At 66.1% G+C, this 18,678-nt stretch carries 18 protein-coding genes and 2 tRNA genes; 5 read left to right on the top strand and 15 right to left on the bottom strand.

From position 1 onward, the window contains the following. Positions 1–185: 185 nt before the first annotated feature. The 4 genes from ahpC to lon form a co-directional block, all read right to left on the bottom strand. Positions 186–749 carry an alkyl hydroperoxide reductase subunit C gene (gene ahpC, locus IFS44_RS09315; protein WP_031396422.1) on the bottom strand — a complete coding sequence of 188 codons (564 nt, stop codon included), beginning with the start codon at positions 747–749 and terminating at the stop codon, positions 186–188. A 188-nt stretch (positions 750–937) separates the two neighbouring features. After that, a tRNA-Val gene (locus IFS44_RS09310) sits at positions 938–1,012 on the bottom strand. Positions 1,013–1,085: 73 nt separating this feature from the next. Then, positions 1,086–1,358, bottom strand: coding sequence for an HU family DNA-binding protein (locus tag IFS44_RS09305; RefSeq protein WP_031438963.1), 273 nt, complete (start codon positions 1,356–1,358; stop codon positions 1,086–1,088). 173 nt (positions 1,359–1,531) lie between these two features. Next, a complete protein-coding gene (gene lon, locus IFS44_RS09300; RefSeq protein ID WP_192069998.1) occupies positions 1,532–3,925 on the bottom strand; it encodes an endopeptidase La in 2,394 nt (797 codons plus the stop codon). 198 nt (positions 3,926–4,123) lie between these two features. On the opposite strand from lon, the gene IFS44_RS09295 reads away from it, so the two are divergent. After that, entirely contained in the window at positions 4,124–5,860 is a 1,737-nt protein-coding gene (locus tag IFS44_RS09295) for a M1 family metallopeptidase (protein WP_192098283.1), read from the top strand. Further along, positions 5,857–6,171, top strand: coding sequence for a hypothetical protein (locus tag IFS44_RS22205; RefSeq protein WP_244650122.1), 315 nt, complete (start codon positions 5,857–5,859; stop codon positions 6,169–6,171). Before IFS44_RS09295 ends, IFS44_RS22205 begins: the two co-directional genes overlap by 4 nt. A gap of 30 nt (positions 6,172–6,201) precedes the next feature. On the opposite strand, the gene IFS44_RS09285 is transcribed toward IFS44_RS22205, so the two are convergent. From IFS44_RS09285 to IFS44_RS09255, 7 genes are all read right to left on the bottom strand, one after another. Next, positions 6,202–6,837: a DUF4198 domain-containing protein gene (locus IFS44_RS09285; protein ID WP_235188235.1), complete on the bottom strand. Its 636-nt coding sequence runs from the start codon at positions 6,835–6,837 to the stop codon at positions 6,202–6,204. A 127-nt stretch (positions 6,838–6,964) separates the two neighbouring features. Further along, complete coding sequence (locus IFS44_RS09280; RefSeq protein ID WP_197977813.1) at positions 6,965–8,095, bottom strand: calcium:proton antiporter; 1,131 nt, start codon at positions 8,093–8,095, stop codon at positions 6,965–6,967. Positions 8,096–8,300: 205 nt separating this feature from the next. Next, positions 8,301–9,566 carry an ATP-dependent Clp protease ATP-binding subunit ClpX gene (clpX, locus tag IFS44_RS09275; protein WP_031396414.1) on the bottom strand — a complete coding sequence of 422 codons (1,266 nt, stop codon included), beginning with the start codon at positions 9,564–9,566 and terminating at the stop codon, positions 8,301–8,303. Positions 9,567–9,674: 108 nt separating this feature from the next. Beyond that, the gene (locus tag IFS44_RS09270) at positions 9,675–10,364 is read right to left on the bottom strand and encodes an ATP-dependent Clp protease proteolytic subunit (protein WP_031396413.1); all 690 of its coding nucleotides are present in this window, start codon (positions 10,362–10,364) and stop codon (positions 9,675–9,677) included. 114 nt (positions 10,365–10,478) lie between these two features. Then, positions 10,479–11,405: a glycosyltransferase family 2 protein gene (locus IFS44_RS09265; protein ID WP_192098282.1), complete on the bottom strand. Its 927-nt coding sequence runs from the start codon at positions 11,403–11,405 to the stop codon at positions 10,479–10,481. Positions 11,406–11,616: 211 nt separating this feature from the next. Continuing rightward, entirely contained in the window at positions 11,617–13,260 is a 1,644-nt protein-coding gene (tig, locus tag IFS44_RS09260) for a trigger factor (RefSeq protein ID WP_056405482.1), read from the bottom strand. Between the two features lie 69 nt (positions 13,261–13,329). Then, positions 13,330–13,414 (bottom strand) — tRNA-Leu (locus IFS44_RS09255). Between the two features lie 123 nt (positions 13,415–13,537). On the opposite strand from IFS44_RS09255, the gene IFS44_RS09250 reads away from it, so the two are divergent. The 3 genes from IFS44_RS09250 to IFS44_RS09240 are packed head-to-tail and all read left to right on the top strand — an operon-like array spanning position 13,538 to position 14,643. Then, positions 13,538–13,693 carry a hypothetical protein gene (locus tag IFS44_RS09250; RefSeq protein WP_166747620.1) on the top strand — a complete coding sequence of 52 codons (156 nt, stop codon included), beginning with the start codon at positions 13,538–13,540 and terminating at the stop codon, positions 13,691–13,693. Between the two features lie 2 nt (positions 13,694–13,695). Further along, the gene (locus IFS44_RS09245) at positions 13,696–13,914 is read left to right on the top strand and encodes a hypothetical protein (RefSeq protein ID WP_031438971.1); all 219 of its coding nucleotides are present in this window, start codon (positions 13,696–13,698) and stop codon (positions 13,912–13,914) included. 42 nt (positions 13,915–13,956) lie between these two features. Beyond that, on the top strand, positions 13,957–14,643 hold the full coding sequence (locus IFS44_RS09240) for a retropepsin-like aspartic protease family protein (protein WP_192098281.1): 687 nt from the start codon (positions 13,957–13,959) through the stop codon (positions 14,641–14,643). Positions 14,644–14,877: 234 nt separating this feature from the next. On the opposite strand, the gene gatB is transcribed toward IFS44_RS09240, so the two are convergent. From gatB to gatC, 4 genes are read right to left on the bottom strand one after another with little or no spacing between them, the layout of a single operon-like run. Beyond that, positions 14,878–16,359: an Asp-tRNA(Asn)/Glu-tRNA(Gln) amidotransferase subunit GatB gene (gene gatB / locus IFS44_RS09235; RefSeq protein WP_159511167.1), complete on the bottom strand. Its 1,482-nt coding sequence runs from the start codon at positions 16,357–16,359 to the stop codon at positions 14,878–14,880. Then, positions 16,356–16,775 (bottom strand): hypothetical protein, encoded by a 420-nt coding sequence (locus IFS44_RS09230; protein WP_031438974.1) that lies wholly within the window; start codon positions 16,773–16,775, stop codon positions 16,356–16,358. Before IFS44_RS09230 ends, gatB begins: the two co-directional genes overlap by 4 nt. Next, entirely contained in the window at positions 16,766–18,250 is a 1,485-nt protein-coding gene (gene gatA / locus IFS44_RS09225; protein WP_166747618.1) for an Asp-tRNA(Asn)/Glu-tRNA(Gln) amidotransferase subunit GatA, read from the bottom strand. The genes IFS44_RS09230 and gatA overlap by 10 nt, the downstream gene beginning before the upstream one ends. Next, positions 18,250–18,552, bottom strand: a complete 303-nt coding sequence (gatC, locus tag IFS44_RS09220) for an Asp-tRNA(Asn)/Glu-tRNA(Gln) amidotransferase subunit GatC (RefSeq protein WP_031438976.1) — start codon at positions 18,550–18,552, stop codon at positions 18,250–18,252. The genes gatA and gatC overlap by 1 nt, the downstream gene beginning before the upstream one ends. Between the last annotated feature and the right edge of the window lie 126 nt (positions 18,553–18,678).

Here is an 18,678-nt window from a genome sequence, read left to right as displayed (position 1 = left end):
GGGACGCGCGGCAGGCTGCCGTCGCGAAAATCGTCACCCCGGACCGGGTCCGGGGTCCACCGTGCCGCACGACATCGGGGCGTCATGCGGCAGGGTGGCTGCCAGACCGAAGTCCGGCAGGCCGGGGAAGGAGTAAACCCCTCCCCCTTTTGTGACGAAGCCGGGCGACCGGCTCCGTCAGTGGCTCAGATCTTGCCGACGAGATCGAGCGACGGGGCGAGCGTGGTCTCACCCTCTTCCCACTTGGCGGGGCAGACCTCGCCGGGGTGCGCTGCGATATACTGCGCGGCCTTGACCTTGCGGAGCAGCTCCATCGCGTTGCGGCCGACGCCTTCCGAGGTGATCTCCATCAGCTGGATTACACCCTGCGGATCGACGACGAAGGTGCCACGATCGGCCAGCCCCTGGCCTTCGCGCATCACGTCGAAGTTGCGCGTGATGGTGCCCGACGGATCGCCCAGCATCGTGTAATCGATCTTGCCGATCGCCGGCGACGTGTCGTGCCAGGCCTTGTGCGAGAAGTGGGTGTCAGTCGACACGCTGTAGACCTCGACGCCCATCTTCTGAAACGCGGCATAATTGTCGGCCAGATCCTCGAGCTCGGTCGGGCAGACGAACGTGAAATCGGCCGGGTAGAAGAAGAAGACCGCCCACTTGCCCGTGACGTCGGCGTCCGACACCTCGATGAACTTGCCCTGGCGATAGGCCTGGGTGGTGAACGGCTTCAGCTGGGTGCCGATGATCGACATGGGGTAGCTCCTCAAATTTGTGCGACGCATCATATATGGGATGCTGCGGCGCAGCGTGAAATGCAGAATGCCGATCTAGTACATTCACGCAGTCGATCACAGGAGCGCCAAAGATCGACTAAGGCACTGAAAGAACCCCAAAAACAGAAACGCCAGCCCGCTCGCAATGGAGAGGACCGGCGTAAATCTGGTGGGCGCGACAGGGATTGAACCTGTGACCCCACCCGTGTGAAGGGTGTGCTCTACCGCTGAGCTACGCGCCCGAAACTGGTTCGGAAGCGGGCCTTTAAGCGCGGCGTGCCGCGCTGTCCAGCCCTGTCGGTCATGATCGGTCGATCAGTTGACCGAATCCTTCAGCCCCTTGCCCGCCTTGAACTTGGGCTGGGTCGACGCCTTGATCGTCATCGGCTCGCCGGTGCGCGGGTTGCGTCCCGTCGAGGCCTTGCGCTTCGAGACCGAAAAGGTGCCGAACCCCACCAGCCGGACTTCCTCGCCCTTTTTCAGCGCGGCCGAAATCGCGTCGAAAACGGCTTCGACGGCCTTGACCGCATCGCCCTTGACCAGCCCCGACGTGTCCGCGACCGTCGCGATCAGTTCCTGCTTGTTCATACAGTTAATCCCCCAAACAAATACCGAATCGGCAGCGATGGAATCGCGGCGCCAATCTCCAGGCAGTAACGCGGCGGTATCGTCTGCTGTCAAACGAAACCGCCGCGCGACGCTCTAACCGCGCGGTTCGGTAACGGCCATCGTGACGCGGCGAAATACCGCGCCGGATGCGCTCAGTGGTGAAGACCACCCCCGACCGGCGGGATCGGCGCGGGCGGCAAGGCCGCCAGTTCGTCCGCGTCGGTCCACTCGATCGCCTCGAGCGGCTCGGTCAGGGCAAGCCGCAACACCTCGTCGACATGGCTGACGGGGATGATCTTCAGCCCCTCCTTGATGTTCGCCGGAATGTCCGCGAGGTCCTTTTCATTCTCCTGCGGGATGAGCACGGTGGTGATCCCGCCGCGCAGCGCTGCGAGCAGCTTTTCCTTCAGCCCGCCGATCGGCAACACGCGACCGCGCAGCGTCACCTCGCCGGTCATTGCCACCTCGCGCCGCACCGGCACGCCGGTCATCGTCGAGACGATCGACGTGACGATCCCGACACCCGCCGACGGACCGTCCTTGGGCGTCGCGCCTTCGGGCAGATGGATGTGGATGTCCTTGCGGTTGAACAGCGACGGCTTGATGCCATAGCTCGGCGCGCGTGCCTTGACGTAGCTGAACGCGGTCTCGATCGACTCCTTCATCACGTCGCCGAGCGTCCCCGTCAGCTTCGCCGCGCCCTTGCCCGACACGGTGACGCTCTCGATCGTCAGCAATTCGCCGCCGACCTCGGTCCAGGCGAGCCCGGTGACCGCGCCGATCTGGTTCTCGGTCTCGGACAGGCCGTGGCGATATTTCTGCACGCCCGCGAACTCGGCGATGTTGTCGGGCGTGATCGTCACGCTCGTCGCCTTGCCCTCGAGGATCCGGCGCAGCGCCTTGCGCGCGAGCTTGGCGATCTCGCGCTCGAGCGTCCGCACGCCCGCCTCGCGGGTGTACTGCTGGATCAGCGTGCGCAGCCCCTCCTGCGTCAGGACGAACTCGCCGTCCTTGAGGCCGTGCGCTTCGATCTGCTTCGCGATCAGGTGCCGCTCGGCAATCTCGACCTTCTCATCCTCGGTATAGCCCTCGAGGCGGATGATCTCCATCCGGTCGAGCAGCGCCTGGGGGAGGTTGAGCGTGTTCGCGGTCGTCACGAACATCACATCCGACAGATCGAGGTCGATCTCGAGATAATGATCCTGGAACTTGCCGTTCTGCTCGGGGTCGAGCACCTCGAGCAGCGCCGACGCGGGATCACCGCGGAAATCCTGGCCGAGCTTGTCGATCTCGTCGAGCAGGAACAGCGGGTTCGACGCCCCCGCCTTCTTCAGGTTGGTGACGATCTTGCCCGGCAGCGAGCCGATATAGGTGCGGCGATGACCGCGAATCTCGGCCTCGTCGCGCACGCCGCCCAGGGACTGGCGGATGAACTCGCGCCCCGTCGCCTTGGCGATCGACTTGCCGAGCGAGGTCTTGCCAACGCCCGGAGGGCCGACGAGGCACAGGATCGGCCCCTTCAGCTTGTTGGTGCGCGCCTGCACCGCGAGATATTCGATGATCCGGTCCTTGACCTTCTCGAGCGCATAATGATCCTCGTCGAGCACCGCCTGGGCCGCCGAGATGTCCTTCTTGATCTTCGACTTCTTGCCCCAGGGGAGCCCCAGCAGCACGTCGAGATAGTTGCGCACGACGGTCGCCTCGGCGCTCATCGGCGCCATCGTCTTCAGCTTCTTGAGCTCGGCGGTCGCCTTGGAGCGCGCTTCCTTGCTCATCTTGAGCGTCGCGATCTTCTGAGTCAGCTCGGCGATCTCGTCGCCTTCGCCCTCGTCACCCTCGTTGCCGAGCTCGCGCTGGATCGCCTTCAACTGCTCGTTGAGGTAATATTCGCGCTGCGTCTTTTCCATCTGGCGCTTGACGCGGCTCTTGATCTTCTTCTCGACCTGCAGGACGCCGAGCTCGCCCTCCATCGCCGCAAACGCCATTTCGAGGCGCTTGGCGGGGTCGGTCTGCATCAGCATCGCCTGCTTGTCGGCGACCTTGATCTGGATGTTGGCGACTACGGCATCGGACAGCCGGGCGGCCTCAGTGATCTCGGACAGCTGGGTCGCGGTCTCGGCGGGCAGCTTGCGGTTGAGCTTTGCGTAATTCTCGAACTGGTCGACGACCGAGCGCATCAACGCCGCGATCTCGGGCCCCTCGACCTCGGTGTCGGCAACCGTCGCGACTTCGGCGGTGAGGAAGTCACCGCTCTCGTCGAGCGTCTCGAGCGTCGCGCGGACCTTGCCCTCGACCAGCACGCGTACCGTACCGTCCGGCAGCTTGAGCAGCTGGAGCACGGTCGCGGTCACGCCCATCGTGTAGAGATCGTCGCGCGCGGGATCGTCCTCCGCCGGGTCGAGCTGCGCGACCAGGAAGATCTCCTTCTCTGCCGCCATCGCCGCCTCGAGCGCCGCGACAGATTTCTCGCGGCCGACGAACAGCGGAACGATCATGTGCGGAAACACGACGATGTCGCGCAACGGAAGAACGGGATAGTGGGTCATGCAAGCTCCGGTACCGGACCGAACAAGGTCGGCGTCAGCTCATTATATGGTGAGGATGGCGGATCCATCAATCGCCGGGCTACGTAATCGCCGAACCGCCCCCACACACCGTCCGGGACTCCGTCACACCGTGCCGTCCTATCACGGGTGCGCCTATCGCTCTTGTATCGATCCGAACGCCGCGCGAGAACGCGCCGCATGATCCCGCGCCTCCTCCTCGCCGCCAGCTGCACCACGCTGCTCGCCATCCCCCCGGCCTCCGCGCAGCTGCCGCGCAAGGGCGAACCCGCGATCACCGCGCAGACGCAGCGTTCGGGGGGCGTGCTCACCCCCGAACAGACCGCGCTGCAGTTCGAACATGCCGATCTCGCCTTCGAGGTACTGCCCGATGCGCAGCGGCTGAACGGCGTCGCGACGCTGCGCTTCACCGCGCGGGCGCCGGTCGCGCGGCTGCCGATCGATCTCGACCGCAACCTGCCGGTGAGCGCCATCGCGATCGACGGCGTCGCGCTACCCGCCTCCGCCTGGACCAATCCGGAGGGGCGGCTGACCATCACGCTGCCCCGGCCGGTGCCGGCGGGCGGGAAGGTGACCGCGACGATCACCTATGGGGGCACGCCGCATGTCGCGGTGAAGGCGCCGTGGGACGACGGCATGGTCTGGTCGAAGACCCCCGACGGGCGCACCTGGTTCGCGACCACCGCGGAGGGCTATGGCTGCGACCTGTTTTGGCCGTGCCTCGATTTCCCGACTGGCGAGCCTGCGCTGGTCGATCTTCACATCACCGTGCCCAAGGGGCTGAAGGCGCCGTCGAACGGCGTGCTGGTCGGCGTCGACACGTTCGCCGACGGTCGCACCACCTGGAACTGGCGCGCCAAGCACCCCAACACCTATGGCATCGCGCTCAACGTTGGGCCGTATGAGGAGGTCCGCGGCACCTACAAGAGCCGCTTCGGCAACAGCATTCCGATGTTCTACTGGTATCTGCCGGGCGAGAAGCCGCAGGCGGAAAAGCTGTTCGCCGAGTTCGCCCCGACGCTCGACTTTTTCGAGAGCATGATCGGCCCCTACCCGTTCGGCGACGAGAAGCTGGGCGTCGTCGAGACCCCGCACAAGGGTATGGAGCACCAGACGATCAACGCGTACGGCAACGACTATGCCAAGGCGCCCGAGGGGTTCGACTGGCTGTTCCAGCATGAATTCGCGCATGAATGGTTCGGCAATCAGCTGACCGCCGCTAACTGGGACGATTACTGGCTGCACGAGGGCTATGGCACCTACATGCAGCCGCTCTATGGCCAGTGGCGCGAGGGGCGCGCGCGCTATGCGACGATGCTGCAGGGTGAGCGTGCATCGATCATGAACCGCATGCCGATGACCCAGCAGCGGATCACCACTGAGGAGGAGGTGTACGAGCTCGACAAGGGCGGCGCCGGACAGGACATCTACAACAAGGGGTCGTGGATGCTGCACACGCTGCGCGGCCTGATCGGTGACACCGCCTTTTTCGACGTGACGCGCCGCGCCGTCTATGGCCGCCCCGATCCGAAGCCCGGCAACTTCACCCCCCGCTTCGGCTCGACCAAGGAGTATGAGGCGATCGTCCGCCGCGTCACCGGCAAGGATTATGGCTGGTTCTTCGACGTGTATCTCCGCCAGGCGGCACTGCCCGAGCTGATCGAGACACGCACCGGCACCACGCTCACGCTGGCGTGGAAGGTGCCGGGCAATGGCCGCTTCCCGCTGCCGGTCGAGGTGCAGATCGACGGCAAGACGCGGATGCTGCCGATGACGACGGGCACCGCGACGCTCGCCGTGCCGAAGGGCGCGCATGTCGTGATCGACCCCGATGCACTGGTCCTTCGCCGGAGCATCGCGCTCGAGGCGGTGTCCGCGTGGAAATCCGCACAGGCAGCGAAGGCGAAACCGCAATGACCGATCCGTCCCCCCTTGAAGGCGGCGGCCCAGCAGCCACGAGCGTCGCCGCGCCTCACCCTGGGCTCGTGCATGCGCAGGAGAACCCGTGGCCCGCCCGCGCCGCGGAGATGGCGGCGATCTTCATGGTCGGCGACGGGCTGCTCGGGCTGCTCCAGCCTAGCCGCCACGTCGATCTGTGGAAGGAGGACGCGCTCGGGACCGAGGCGCTGGTTCAGCCGTTCGTCGACCGCCCGGGCCGCCGCCGCCTCTATGCCGTCGTCCAGATCGCCGCGGGCCTCGCGCTCGCCGCCCGGCAGCGCGCGCGCTGACGCGACCGGCGGCGAAGCCGGCGCGCGTTTTTAGGGGAGCGTGAAGCTGGTCGTCGTGATCCGGTGGAGCGTTGTCACGGGCCCGCGCGGCAGGCTGTGCTCGGTCATATCCTTGGCGGCGGCGGACAGCAGATAGCGGCCCTTCTCGACGAGCGGCGGTGTGATCGCACCCGCGCCATCGGTGACCAGCTCGGTCGAGACGCGCGTCGGCGAGATCAGCGTGACCTTCGCGCCCGCGACCGGCTTCCCCTCGCGCGTCAGGACGAAGCGCGTCCCGTTCGCGGTCGCGGGTGCGATCTCGAACGGCAATTTGGTGCGCGGATCGGCACGACCGGCGCGCGCGTAGTAGATGATGCCCTCGCGCTTGCCCGGATCGCCCCAGGGCGCGAACACGTCGTCGTCCCAGACATGCACGTCGCCCGCGGGCAGTTGCGCCTCGAGGAACCCGGCCTTGCGAACCAGCGCGGCTGCGGCTGGCGCGACGATTCGCGGGGCCTTCAGATTGGCGAATTCGGGATCGCCGCCTACGGGCATCGGTTCGGCGGGCTCGCCGAGATAGATCCGCGCGGGTCCTGCCCCGTCGCGCTCGACCCACACTTCATGCGCATCCGCCGCGCCTGCTGCCATCAGCGCGAGCATCGCTGCGCCCATCCATGCCGTCTTCACATCCGCTCTCCCGCTTATTGGGTCGAAACCCGCTGGGGCGATGCTAATGCAAGTCACTCGCGGATACCACCCCAGCCGTGATCCTGAAGAAAGTCAGGATGACGGAGTGGGTGACGGATAAGCGCCCCTAGGGCACGACCGTCGTGAACAGATAGGCGGCGAAGATCACGAGGTGGAGGACGCCCTGCAGCACGGTCGTGCGTCCGGTGCCGAGCGACAGCGTCGCCACGAACAGCGACAGTGCGAGCAGCGTCATCCCCTTGGCGTCGATCCCCAGCGCAAGCGGCAGGTCGAGCACGAGCGAGACGATCGCGACGCTCGGAATCGTCAGCCCGATCGTCGCCAGCGCGGAGCCCAATGCAAGATTGAGGCTGGTCTGCAACCGGTTGCGCCGCGCCGCCTTGTACGCGGCGAGGCTCTCGGGTGCGAGCACCAGCGCGGCGATCACGACCCCGACGACCGCGAGCGGCAGGCCCGCGCCGAGCACGGCGGCCTCGATCGTCGGTGACAGCGTCTTGGCAAGCAGGACGACCGACACCAGTGCGGCGAGCAGCATGCCGAACGCGATCCCCGTCGCGCGCTGCGATGGCGGGGCGGCGTGCGCGTGCGTCTCCATGTCGTCAGCCGAGGGCAGGAAATAGTCGCGATGCCGGACCGTCTGGACCAGCACGAACGTGCCGTAGAGCACCAGCGAGACGATCGCGACGAACACCAGCTGCGACGGCGCATAGGTCGGCCCGGTCGTCGACGAGGTGTAATTGGGCAGGATGAGCGAGAGAACCGACATCGCCGCCAGCACGCCCAGCGCCGCGCTCATCCCCTTCAACGTGAAACGCTGTTCGTGATGCCGCACCGCGCCCGCGAGCAGGCAGAGCCCGATGATGAAGTTGAGGATGATCATGATCGCGGCGAACACGGTGTCGCGCGCGAGCGCCGCAGCGTCGCCGGCATCCGACAGCATCAGCGACACGATCAGCGACACCTCGATCACCGTCACCGCAATCGCCAGCACGAGCGTCCCGAACGGCTCGCCGACCTTGTGCGCGATGACCTCGGCATGATGGACCGCGGCGAGCACGCTGGCGATCAGCACCACGATCGCCGCCGCCGTCCCGATCGACCCCATCTTGGCGAGGCCGAAGAGCACCGCGACGAGCCCCAAGCCGGGTGCGATCAGCGTCCAGACGGGCAATGCCAGCCGGTCCGGCATCGTCTCCACCACCGTTACCTTCGGTTGTTCAGCCACTTCGATCGTCATGCGGTCTCCCTCGTTGCACTAAGACAACGAATGCCCGACGCCCCGATAAGGGTCCGTCCCGCTGACGATCCACCGCCCACGCGGCCGCTAACGCACGCTCCGTCATCCTGACGCTCGTCAGGATGACGGACAATGAAGCGCCTTCCCGGGACAAAAAAAGGGCGCCGATCGCTCGACGCCCCTTCCTCACCGATGTCGCCGCGGATCAGGCCGCGTCGCCGGCCTTCTTCTTCTCGGCATAGACGCGGATCGGTTCCTTGCGGCCCTCGATCACGTCCTTGTCGATCATCACCTCGTCGACGCCGTCCATGCCGGGCAGGTCGAACATCGTGTCGAGCAGGATGCTCTCGAGGATCGAGCGAAGCCCGCGTGCACCGGTCTTGCGTTCGATGCCCTTCTTGGCGACCGAGACGAGCGCGTCGTCGGTGAAGCCGAGCGCGACGTCCTCCATCTCGAACAGCTTCTGGTACTGCTTGACCAGCGCGTTCTTCGGCTCCTTCAGGATCTTCACCAGCGCGTCGACGTCGAGATCCTCGAGCGTCGCGATCACCGGCAGGCGACCGACAAACTCTGGGATGAGCCCAAACTTCAGCAGATCCTCAGGCTCGACCGACTTCAGCGTCTCGCCGGTCTTGCGCTCGTCCGGCCCGGCGACATAGGCGCCGAAGCCGATCGACTTGCCCTGCAGACGATCGCCGATGATCTTTTCGAGACCCGAGAACGCGCCGCCGCAGATGAACAGGATGTTGGTCGTATCCACCTGCAGGAATTCCTGCTGCGGATGCTTGCGACCGCCCTGCGGAGGCACCGACGCGGTGGTGCCTTCCATCAGCTTGAGCAGTGCCTGCTGCACGCCTTCACCCGACACATCGCGCGTGATCGAGGGGTTCTCGGCCTTGCGGCTGATCTTGTCGATCTCGTCGATATAGACGATCCCGCGCTGCGCCCGCTCGACATTATAGTCGGAGGCCTGGAGCAGCTTGAGGATGATGTTCTCGACATCCTCACCGACATAGCCGGCCTCGGTCAGCGTCGTCGCATCGGCCATCGTGAACGGCACGTCGAGGATGCGGGCGAGCGTCTGCGCGAGCAGCGTCTTGCCGCAACCGGTCGGCCCGACGAGCAGGATGTTCGACTTGGAAAGCTCGACATCGGCACCCTTGGCGCCGTGGTTGAGCCGCTTGTAGTGATTGTGCACCGCCACCGACAGGACGCGCTTGGCGCGCTTCTGGCCGATCACATAATCGTCGAGGACGTCGCAGATCTCCTGCGGAGTCGGCACGCCGCCGTCCTTCTTGGACACCAGCGCCGACTTCGTTTCCTCACGGATGATGTCGTTGCATAGCTCGACGCACTCGTCGCAGATGAAGACCGTCGGCCCGGCGATCAGCTTGCGCACCTCGTGCTGCGACTTGCCGCAGAACGAGCAATAGAGGGTGCTCTTCGAGTCGCCACCGCTCAGCTTCGTCATTCAATCACCTCTCGCGCATGTCGGTGCGCGTGCCGTTTCCGGGGCGGTCATCGTAACGCACCCCGGATATCCTACAATCAAATAAACCCGCCAGGCTTACGATTCGCCTTATGCAGGCTTCGCCGCGTCGTCCGCAGGGGCGGGACGCTTGTCGAAAACCTCGTCGACCAGACCGAAATCCTTCGCTTCGTTCGCTTCGAGGAAGGTGTCGCGGTCCATGCGACGCTCGATCTCCTCGATCGGCTGACCGGTATACTGCGAATAGAGCTCGTTCATCCGCTTGCGGATGCGCAGGATCTCGCGCGCCTGGATCTCGATGTCGCTCGCCATGCCCTGTGCACCGCCCGATGGCTGATGGATCATGATACGCGCGTTGGTCATTGCAACGCGCATGCCGGGTTCACCGCTCGCGAGCAGGAAGCTGCCCATCGAGGCGGCCTGGCCGATGCACACGGTGCCGACGCGCGGACGGATGTACCGCATCGTGTCGTGGATCGCCATGCCCGCCGTGACGACACCGCCCGGCGAGTTGATGTACATGAAGATGTCCTTCTTCGGGTTCTCGGACTCGAGGAAGAGGAGCTGGGCGGTGATCAGCGAGGCCATGCCGTCCTCGACGCCGCCCGTCACGAAGATGATGCGCTCGCGCAGCAGGCGCGAGAAGATGTCGAACGAGCGCTCACCGCGGTTCGACTGCTCGATAACGATGGGAACAAGGCCTGCTTGCGTCTGCTGCAGGCCGAGCCCGGCGCTGGCCAACGGGCTCGCGAAATCGCCGGTCTCGAACGGATTGTGCATGGAAATCTCTCTTATGCCCCAGTGAACCGCCAACATCGGCGCTCGCACGGGGGAGTTCAAGCCCTGCTACCCGTCAGGAGAACCACCTACCCCCCGCCCCTCGGGGAGAGGGAGTCAGACGCCAGGCGCGGGGTAGGCCAGGTAGGCCAGCCGCCGTACCTCGCGGCGGCCGCGGACGACGGTGTCGAGGATCAGCCCGGTAAAGACGTTCAGCGCGGCGAAGATGCCGAGCCCGGTGATCAGGATCGCAGTCGGGAAGCGCGGCACCTGATGGATTTCGAGATAGGTGAGCACCAGCGGGATGCCGAGCAGCAGTGCAAGCAGCGCGAACGCGCCGCCGATCGCGCCGAAGAACCACAAGGGCCGCTCGATCCGGTACAGCGTCATGATCGTCCGCAGGATCCGCCAGCCGTCGCCGTACGTGCTCAGCTTCGATTCGGACCCCTCGGGGCGCGCGAAATAGGGCGTCTCGACCTCGCCGATCGGCATCTTGAGCTCGAGCGCGTGGACGCTGATCTCGGTCTCGATCTCGAACCCCGCCGACAGCGACGGGAAGCTCTTCACGAACCGCCGCGAGAAGACGCGGTAGCCCGACAGGATATCGGTGAAGCTGCGCCCGAAGAGCCGCGCGAGCATGCCCGTGAGCAGCGCGTTGCCGAAGCGGTGTCCGCGGCGATAGCTTTCCTGGACCTGGCTGATCCGCGAGCCGACGACCATGTCGAGCTGCTCGTCGAGCACGCGCGCGACCAAAGCCGGCGCGGATGCCGCGTCATAGGTCGCGTCGCCGTCCGCCATCACATAAATGTCGGCATCGATATCCGCGAACATCCGCCGGACGACCGCGCCCTTGCCCTGGATCCGCTCGGTCCGGACGACCGCGCCAGCCGCGCGCGCGACCGCGACCGTGCGGTCGGCGCTGTTGTTGTCGTAGACGTAGATCGTCGCCCCGGGCAGCGCGTCGCGGAACCCCGCTACCGTCTGCGCGATCGCGGCCTCTTCGTTGTAGCAGGGCAGCAGGACGGCGATTCTCGGTTCGGTCATGCCCTGCCCTGTACAGTCGAAGACGGCGTAACGATCAACGCGTCTTCCAATCAACGCAAATCCCCGGCGGCGGCCGGGGCCCAGTTGGGCAAGGTCCATAACGAAGCTTTGCGCGCCGTCACAGCAACCTTTCCAACTGGACCCCAGCCTCCGCCGGGGAAGTGGCACGAAAACGGGGGGAGTGCCTCAGCGACGAGGCACTCCGATCGGCTTACGCCTCGGTCTTGGTCGCCGCCTTCTTGGCGCGCGGCTTCTTGGCCGGCGCATCGGCAGCTTCGGTGCCCTCGGCATTTTCAGCCGCGACCGGCGACGATTCCGTTACCGCCGTCTCAGCCTCGACCGGAGCCGCCTTCTTCTTGGCGGGAGCCTTCTTGGCAGGCTTGGCCTCGTCCGCGGCATCCGAAGCTGGCGCCTCGTCCGTCACCGCTGCGTCGTCGGCAGGTGCGGCCTTCTTCTTCGCGGCAGCCTTCTTCTTCGGCTTGTGGTTGTCATGGTCATGCACGTGCGTGCCGCTGGCGAAACCGTCCTCGCTCTCGATCGCGGCTTCCAGCTCCTCGCGGGTCGCTTCGCGGTCGGTGATCTCGGCCTTCTCGAACAGGAAGTCGACGACCTTGTCCTCGTACAGCGGGGCACGCAGCTGGGCGGCGGCCATCGGCTCGGACTGGACATACTGCATGAACTGCTGGCGCTGCTCGGCGGGATACTGCTGCGCAGCCTGGGCGAGCAGACGCTGCATTTCCTGGTTGGACACCTCGACGCCGTTCGCCTGACCGATCTCGGACAGGAGCAGGCCGAGGCGCACGCGACGCTCGGCGATCTTGCGGTAATCGTCGCGCTCGCCTTCCATCTCGGCCATTGCGGCCTCGGGATCGGCCTCGTGCGTGGCTTCGTGCTGGAGCTGCGACCAGATCTGGTTGAACTCGGCTTCCACCATCGACGGCGGAACCTCGAAGTCATGACCCTCGGCGAGCTGGTCGAGCAGCTTGCGCTTCATGTGCGTGCGCGTGAGCCCGTTATGCTCCTGCTCGATCTGACCCTTGAGCAGGCCCGAAAGCTGCTCGAGGCTCTCGAGGCCCAGCGACTTGGCCAGATCCTCGTCGATCTTGCTCTCGCCCGCGGTCTTCACCGACTTGACGGTGATGTCGAACGTCGCCGGCTGACCCGCGAGCGACTTCTCCTGATACTCCTCGGGGAAGGTCACGTTCAGGACCTTCTCCTCGCCGGTCTTCACGCCGACCAGCTGGTCCTCGAAACCGGGGATCAGACGCCCGGCACCGAGCTCGACGCCCATGTCGGTGCCCGTGCCGCCGTCGAACGCGACGCCATCGGCGGTCTTGCCGACGAAATCGACGGTGACGAGGTCGCCCATCGCCGCGACATAATCGTCAGCAGCGTCGTCCCACTTCTTCTGCTGGTCGGCGAACTTCTGGAGCTGCTCGGTGACCGCCTCGTCGGCGACGGGCACGGTCAGGCGCTCGAGCTTCAGGCCGTCGATCGCGGGTGCGGGGACCTGCGGCAGGACCTCCATCTCGACCTTGACGACCGCGTCCTTGCCGAGGTCATAGCCGTCTTCCAGCTCGACCGACGGCTGCATCGCGGGACGCAGCTGCTTTTCGGCGACGAGGCTCTGCACGCCTTCCTGGATCGCGGCGTTCAGCGCGTCCTGCGTCAGCGCGGGGCCGTGCATCTTGCGGATGAGGTTTGCCGGCACCTTGCCCGGACGGAAGCCCGGCATCTTCATCTGCGGCGCGAGGCGCTTCAGCTCGACATCGACCTTCGAATCGATATCCTTCGCAGTGATGGTGAGGGTGTAGGCGCGCTTGAGGCCCTCGTTCAACGTCTCGACAGTCTGCATGTCCGGCCTTTGTCTAAAAGAGCATTCGGGAAAAATTCATCTGGCGGTCGCCCCGCCAGTGCGGCGGAGTGGTGCGGGCGAAGGGACTCGAACCCCCACATCTTGCGATGGCAGGACCTAAACCTGCTGCGTCTACCAGTTCCGCCACGCCCGCACAGGACATCGCCGTAGCGGGCGCGTCTATACCAACGTTGTATCCCGGGGCAAGCACGCAAGGTAAGTCGGTGGGCAACTCGATACGATCGTGCGCGTTGATGCAGAAGAAGGAGAGAGCATCATGGCTACCCAACCCCCAGCAGAATTCCCGACGCCCTCGTCGCCTGCCGAGCCGACGACGCCGCCGCCCGAGTTCAATCCGCCCGCGCCGGACATCGACGTTCCCGATCCGGGCGCGCCGTCGACCGATCCCGCCCCCATCCAGCCAGAGTTCTGATCATGGCCGATCCCCATGCGGGCACCAATCCCGAAACCCGCCCCGAGGACCGTGACGCGGACACGCGCAGCGACATCGAGCAGGCGGTGCAATCGCGCTCCGACGCGGTCGAACGCGGCGAAGGCGGCGACGAGCCCGAGACGTTCACCAAGACGGGCATGCCCGACGGCGTCGGCGGCACCGGCGGCGTGATCAAGAACCAGGATTCGGACGCGCAATAAGCCGCGCCGGTCAGCAACCATAAATGCGGGGGTGGATAGCAGATGCTGTCCACCCCCTTCTTGCAGGAACCGCCCATTTCCACGCCCGCCAGCACCCCGCTTTTCGGGCTGCTCCCCGACCTGGCCCAGCATCAGACGCTGTACGTGGCACTCGGGGTCGCGGTGCTGGTCTTCGTCCTTGCGCAGCGGATCCCGATCCTGCGGACGGTCGTCAATCTCGTGATGACGCTGGCGCTGGTCGGTCTGCTGTTCGTCGCGATCGGCCAGCGCAGCCAGTTCGACCCCTATCTCGGCAAGATCGCCAAGTTGCTGCGGATCGAGGACCAGACCGTCGTCGGTGGCGAGGTGCGAATCCGCATGTCGCCCGACGGCCATTTCTGGGCACGGGCGCGGATCGACGGGGTCGAGCGCCGGTTGCTGATCGACAGCGGTGCGACGATCACCGCGATTTCGACGAAGACGGCCGACGCCGCCAGTATCGATGCGCGGACGAGCGTGGTGCCGATCGTCCTCCAGACCGCGAATGGTGCGATTCCCGCGCAGTCGGGCCGGATCGGCGAGCTGAAGCTCGGGGCGATCGTCGCGCGCGACCTTCAGGTGGTGGTGTCGCCGGCGTTCGGCGACACCAATGTGCTGGGGATGAACTTCCTGTCGCGACTCGCATCGTGGCGGGTCGAGAAGAATGTACTGATCCTGGTGCCGCACCATCCGCAGAAGGCGGCGGGGTAATGCTTCCGACCTGAGAGCCTCCACGCCGGCGAAGGCCGGGGTCCAGTTGGGAGGCCGGGGTAATGGGACGCAGCGCCTGATCAGCAACGTCTGCCAACTGGACCCCGGCCTGCGCCGGGGTGGTGAGCTTCTGGACACCCGCCCCCTACCGTTCCTCCGCGAAGGCGGGGGCCCAGGAGTCCAGCAGCGCTGCGCTCCGTCACCCTGGGCTCCCGCCTGCGCGGGAGAACAGGCTTACGGCGCCACCGACTCCCCGAGCGCGGTCTTCAGCACCTCGTTCACCACCGCCGGGTTGGCCTTGCCGCCCATCGCCTTCATCGTCTGGCCGACGAAGAACCCGAACAGTTTGTCCTTGCCGCCGCGGTAATCCGCGACCTTGTCCGCGTTCGCGGCCATCACCTCGGCGATAACCTTCTCGATCGCGCCGGTGTCGCTGGTCTGCTTCAGCCCGCGATCCTCGACGACCTTCGCCGCGCCGTCGCCGGTCTCGAGCATCACCTCGAACACCTGCTTGGCAAGGCTGCCCGACAGCGTACCATCGGCGATCAGCCCGAGCAGTTCGGCTGCCTGCGCCGGCGACACCGGCGAGTTGGCGATGTCCCTGCCCGTCCGGTTGAGCGCACCGAACAGCTCCGACGTCGTCCAGTTCGCCGCCGCCGCCGGCTTCACGCCCGCATCGAGCAGCGCGTCGAACCAGCGCGCCGCCTCGACCTCGGCGGTCAGGACGGTCGCCTGATAGGCGGTGATCCCGAGCGCCTCATACCGCGCGCGCTTCGCATCAGGCAGTTCGGGCAGCGACGCCCGGCATTCCTCGAGGAACGCATCGTCGAGCACCAGCGGCAACAGGTCGGGATCGGGGAAGTAGCGGTAATCATGCGCGTCTTCCTTGGACCGCATCGACCGCGTCTCGTTGCGATCGGGATCGTAGAGCCGCGTCTCCTGCACGATCTTGCCACCGGCCTCGAGCACCTCCACCTGGCGCCTGGCCTCCTGCTCGACCACCGCCATCACGAAGCGCACCGAATTAACGTTCTTCGTCTCGGTCCGCGTGCCGAGCTCGTCGCCGGGCTTGCGCACGCTGACATTGACGTCGGCGCGCATCGAGCCCTCTTCCATGTTGCCGTCGCACGATCCGACATAGCGCAGGATCGACCGTAACTTGCGCAGATACGCGCCCGTCTCCGCCGGCGATGCGAGATCGGGCTTCGACACGATCTCCATCAGCGCGACGCCCGAGCGGTTGAGGTCGACATAGGACTGGGTCGGATGCTGGTCGTGCATCAGCTTGCCCGCATCCTGCTCGACATGGATGCGCTCGACGCCGATCCGCTTGCCCGCGGCATCGGGGTTCTTCTCGTCGAGGCTGATGTCGATCGCGCCTTCGCCGACGATCGGATGATAGAGCTGGCTGATCTGATAGCCCTGCGGCAGATCGGCGTAGAAATAGTTCTTCCGGTCGAACCGCGACCATTTGTTGATCTGCGCCTCGATCGCCATGCCGGTGCGGACCGCCTGGCGGATGCACTCGCGGTTCGGCACCGGCAGCATGCCGGGCATCGCCGCGTCGACGAGGCTGACCTGTGTGTTGGGCTCAGCCCCGAACGCAGTCGCCGCGCCCGAGAACAGCTTGGCGTTCGACGTCACCTGCGCATGGACTTCGAGGCCGATCACGACCTCCCACTCGCCCGTGTCGCCCTGAATGCGATAGTCGCTCATATCCGGTTCCGATGATGAATATAGTTGATCGCGGTCAGTGCCGCGTTGCTGCCGAGCAGGCCGACCACCCAGCATGCCGAAAGAATACGCAGGATCGCGCCCTCGAAACCGAGCACCAGCGCCTCGTGATGCGCGGCCGCGGCGGCACCGCCGGCCAGCACCAGAAACACCGCGCCCAGCCGGTAATCGCCGCGCAGGATCACGCTGTTGCCGACGCACAGGCACAGGATGAACACCGCGAGCCCGAGAAAGAAGCGTGCGAGTACGGCGTGATCGAACGGCCGGTTGTCGATCTCGGTCAGCGACACGCCGACATAGGCGCTGAGGATCGCCCCGAACGCAACGTTGAGCGCGTTCTGCGCCTCGCGCAGCACGGCGACGTTGCGCGTGACGAAGGCGCGATCGGTTACCACCACGCCTCGGGCCGGGCGGTGAACCCCGCCCGCTGCTCGATCGCAAGCCCGGCGTTCAGCACGCCTTGCTCGTCGAGCGGCTTGCCGATGATCTGAAGCCCAAGCGGCAGGCCCTGCTTGTCGAGACCACCCGGCACCGACATTGCCGGCAGACCCGCGAGCGACGACGGCACGGTGAAGACGTCGTTCAGATACATCGCGATCGGATCGGCCGACTTCTCGCCAAGCGCGAACGCCGCCGAGGGTGCGGTCGGCGTGAGCAGGACGTCGCACGTCTCCCACGCCTTTTCGAAATCGCGCGCGATCAGCGTCCGGATCTTCTGCGCCTGCGTGTAATAGGCGTCGTAATAGCCTGCCGACAGCACATAGGTGCCGATCATGATGCGGCGCTTCACCTCGGGGCCAAAGCCGTCCGCGCGGGTTGCGGCGTACATGTCCTGCAATCCCGAGCCCGCGGGCAGGTCGCGGATGCCGTAGCGCACGCCGTCATAGCGCGCGAGGTTCGACGACGCCTCGGCCGGCGCGATGATGTAATAGGCGGGCAACGCGTATTTGGTGTGCGGGAGCGAGACCTCGACGATCGTCGCGCCGGCATCCTTCAGCCAGTCGATGCCCTTCTGCCAGAGCGCCTCGATCTCCTCGGGCATGTTCTCGACGCGGTATTCCTTGGGAATCCCGACGCGCAGGCCCGCGAGGCTGGCCGACAGGCCGGCTTCCCACTTGGGCACGTCGAGCTGGAGCGAGGTGCCGTCCTTCGAATCGAACCCGGCCATCGCCTCGAGCAGGATCGCGCAGTCGCGGACGTCACGCGCCATCGGCCCCGCCTGGTCAAGCGACGAGGCGAACGCGATCGTCCCCCAGCGCGAGCAGCGGCCATAGGTCGGCTTGATGCCGCTGATGCCGGTGAAGGCGGCGGGCTGGCGGATCGAGCCGCCGGTGTCGGTGCCGGTCGCGCCGGGGCACAGCCGCGCGGCGACCGCCGACGAGGAGCCACCCGACGACCCGCCGGGTGCGAGCGCGGCGTTGCCGCCGTCGTTGCGCTTCCAGGGGCTGATCACGTTGCCAAACGCGGAGGTCTCGTTCGACGATCCCATCGCGAACTGGTCCATGTTCAGCTTGCCGAGCATTCCCGCGCCCGCATCCCACAGATTCTGCGAGACGGTCGACTCATAGGTCGGCGTGAAGCCTTCGAGGATATGGCTCGCCGCGGTCGTCGTGACGCCCTTGGTGCAGAACAGGTCCTTCATGCCGATCGGCACGCCGGCCAGCGGCTTGAGCGTCTCGCCGGCGGCGCGTGCGGTATCCGCGGCGGTGGCGGCGGCGATCGCGTGGTCGGGCGTCTCGACCAGGAACGCGTTGAGCGCCTTGGCCTGGCTCACCTTGACGATGAACGCATCGGCGACGTCGCGCGCCGAAAAGCTGCCGTCGCGCACGCCGTCGCGGATGCCGGCGATGCCGAGATCGGTAAGGTCGGTCATTATTCGATCACCTTGGGCACGGCGAAGAAGCCGTGCTCTGCCACGGGGGCGTTGGCCAGGACCTGCTCGCGGATATTGCCGCCGGTCAGCGGATCGGCGTTGACGACGTCGTCGCGCAGCCGCAGCGTGTTGGGGATGACGGCGGTCATCGGCTCGACGCCGGTCGTATCGACCTCGCCCAGCATCTCGATCCAGCCAAGGATGTTTCCGAGTTCGGGCGCGATACGCGCGGCGTCCTCGTCGGTGATCGCGATGCGCGCAAGGCTCGCGATCCGCTTCACGGTTGCAGTATCTACGGACATGGCGCTCGGCTAGCACCGCGCGGCGCGAGCGCGCAACACCCTTCGTGTTCCCCCGCGGAAACGCACCCGTTGCAACCGCGCCGCGCATGCGGCACGGGGACGCCACCGCCTGCACGGAAGGTCCCG

This window comes from Sphingomonas sp. CFBP 13706, from assembly GCF_014842355.1.
Classification (GTDB): Bacteria; Pseudomonadota; Alphaproteobacteria; order Sphingomonadales; family Sphingomonadaceae; genus Sphingomonas; species Sphingomonas aerolata.
Note: the sequence above shows the minus strand (reverse complement) of the source record. Positions and strands in the feature narration are given on the sequence as shown.

Bases quoted from the DNA above. Each gene is read 5' to 3' on its own strand.
- gatA (WP_166747618.1), bottom strand. From the start codon at position 18,250: ATGACCGACCTTACCGATCTCGGCATCGCCGGCATCCGCGACGGCGTG.
- IFS44_RS09250 (WP_166747620.1), top strand. From the start codon at position 13,538: ATGGCTACCCAACCCCCAGCAGAATTCCCGACGCCCTCGTCGCCTGCC.
- IFS44_RS09280 (WP_197977813.1), bottom strand. From the start codon at position 8,095: ATGACGATCGAAGTGGCTGAACAACCGAAGGTAACGGTGGTGGAGACG.
- IFS44_RS09240 (WP_192098281.1), top strand. From the start codon at position 13,957: ATGCTGTCCACCCCCTTCTTGCAGGAACCGCCCATTTCCACGCCCGCC.
- IFS44_RS09270 (WP_031396413.1), bottom strand. From the start codon at position 10,364: ATGCACAATCCGTTCGAGACCGGCGATTTCGCGAGCCCGTTGGCCAGC.
- gatB (WP_159511167.1), bottom strand. From the start codon at position 16,359: ATGAGCGACTATCGCATTCAGGGCGACACGGGCGAGTGGGAGGTCGTG.
- ahpC (WP_031396422.1), bottom strand. From the start codon at position 749: ATGTCGATCATCGGCACCCAGCTGAAGCCGTTCACCACCCAGGCCTAT.
- IFS44_RS09295 (WP_192098283.1), top strand. From the start codon at position 4,124: ATGATCCCGCGCCTCCTCCTCGCCGCCAGCTGCACCACGCTGCTCGCC.
- IFS44_RS22205 (WP_244650122.1), top strand. From the start codon at position 5,857: ATGACCGATCCGTCCCCCCTTGAAGGCGGCGGCCCAGCAGCCACGAGC.
- gatC (WP_031438976.1), bottom strand. From the start codon at position 18,552: ATGTCCGTAGATACTGCAACCGTGAAGCGGATCGCGAGCCTTGCGCGC.
- clpX (WP_031396414.1), bottom strand. From the start codon at position 9,566: ATGACGAAGCTGAGCGGTGGCGACTCGAAGAGCACCCTCTATTGCTCG.
- IFS44_RS09265 (WP_192098282.1), bottom strand. From the start codon at position 11,405: ATGACCGAACCGAGAATCGCCGTCCTGCTGCCCTGCTACAACGAAGAG.
- lon (WP_192069998.1), bottom strand. From the start codon at position 3,925: ATGACCCACTATCCCGTTCTTCCGTTGCGCGACATCGTCGTGTTTCCG.
- tig (WP_056405482.1), bottom strand. From the start codon at position 13,260: ATGCAGACTGTCGAGACGTTGAACGAGGGCCTCAAGCGCGCCTACACC.
- IFS44_RS09245 (WP_031438971.1), top strand. From the start codon at position 13,696: ATGGCCGATCCCCATGCGGGCACCAATCCCGAAACCCGCCCCGAGGAC.
- IFS44_RS09305 (WP_031438963.1), bottom strand. From the start codon at position 1,358: ATGAACAAGCAGGAACTGATCGCGACGGTCGCGGACACGTCGGGGCTG.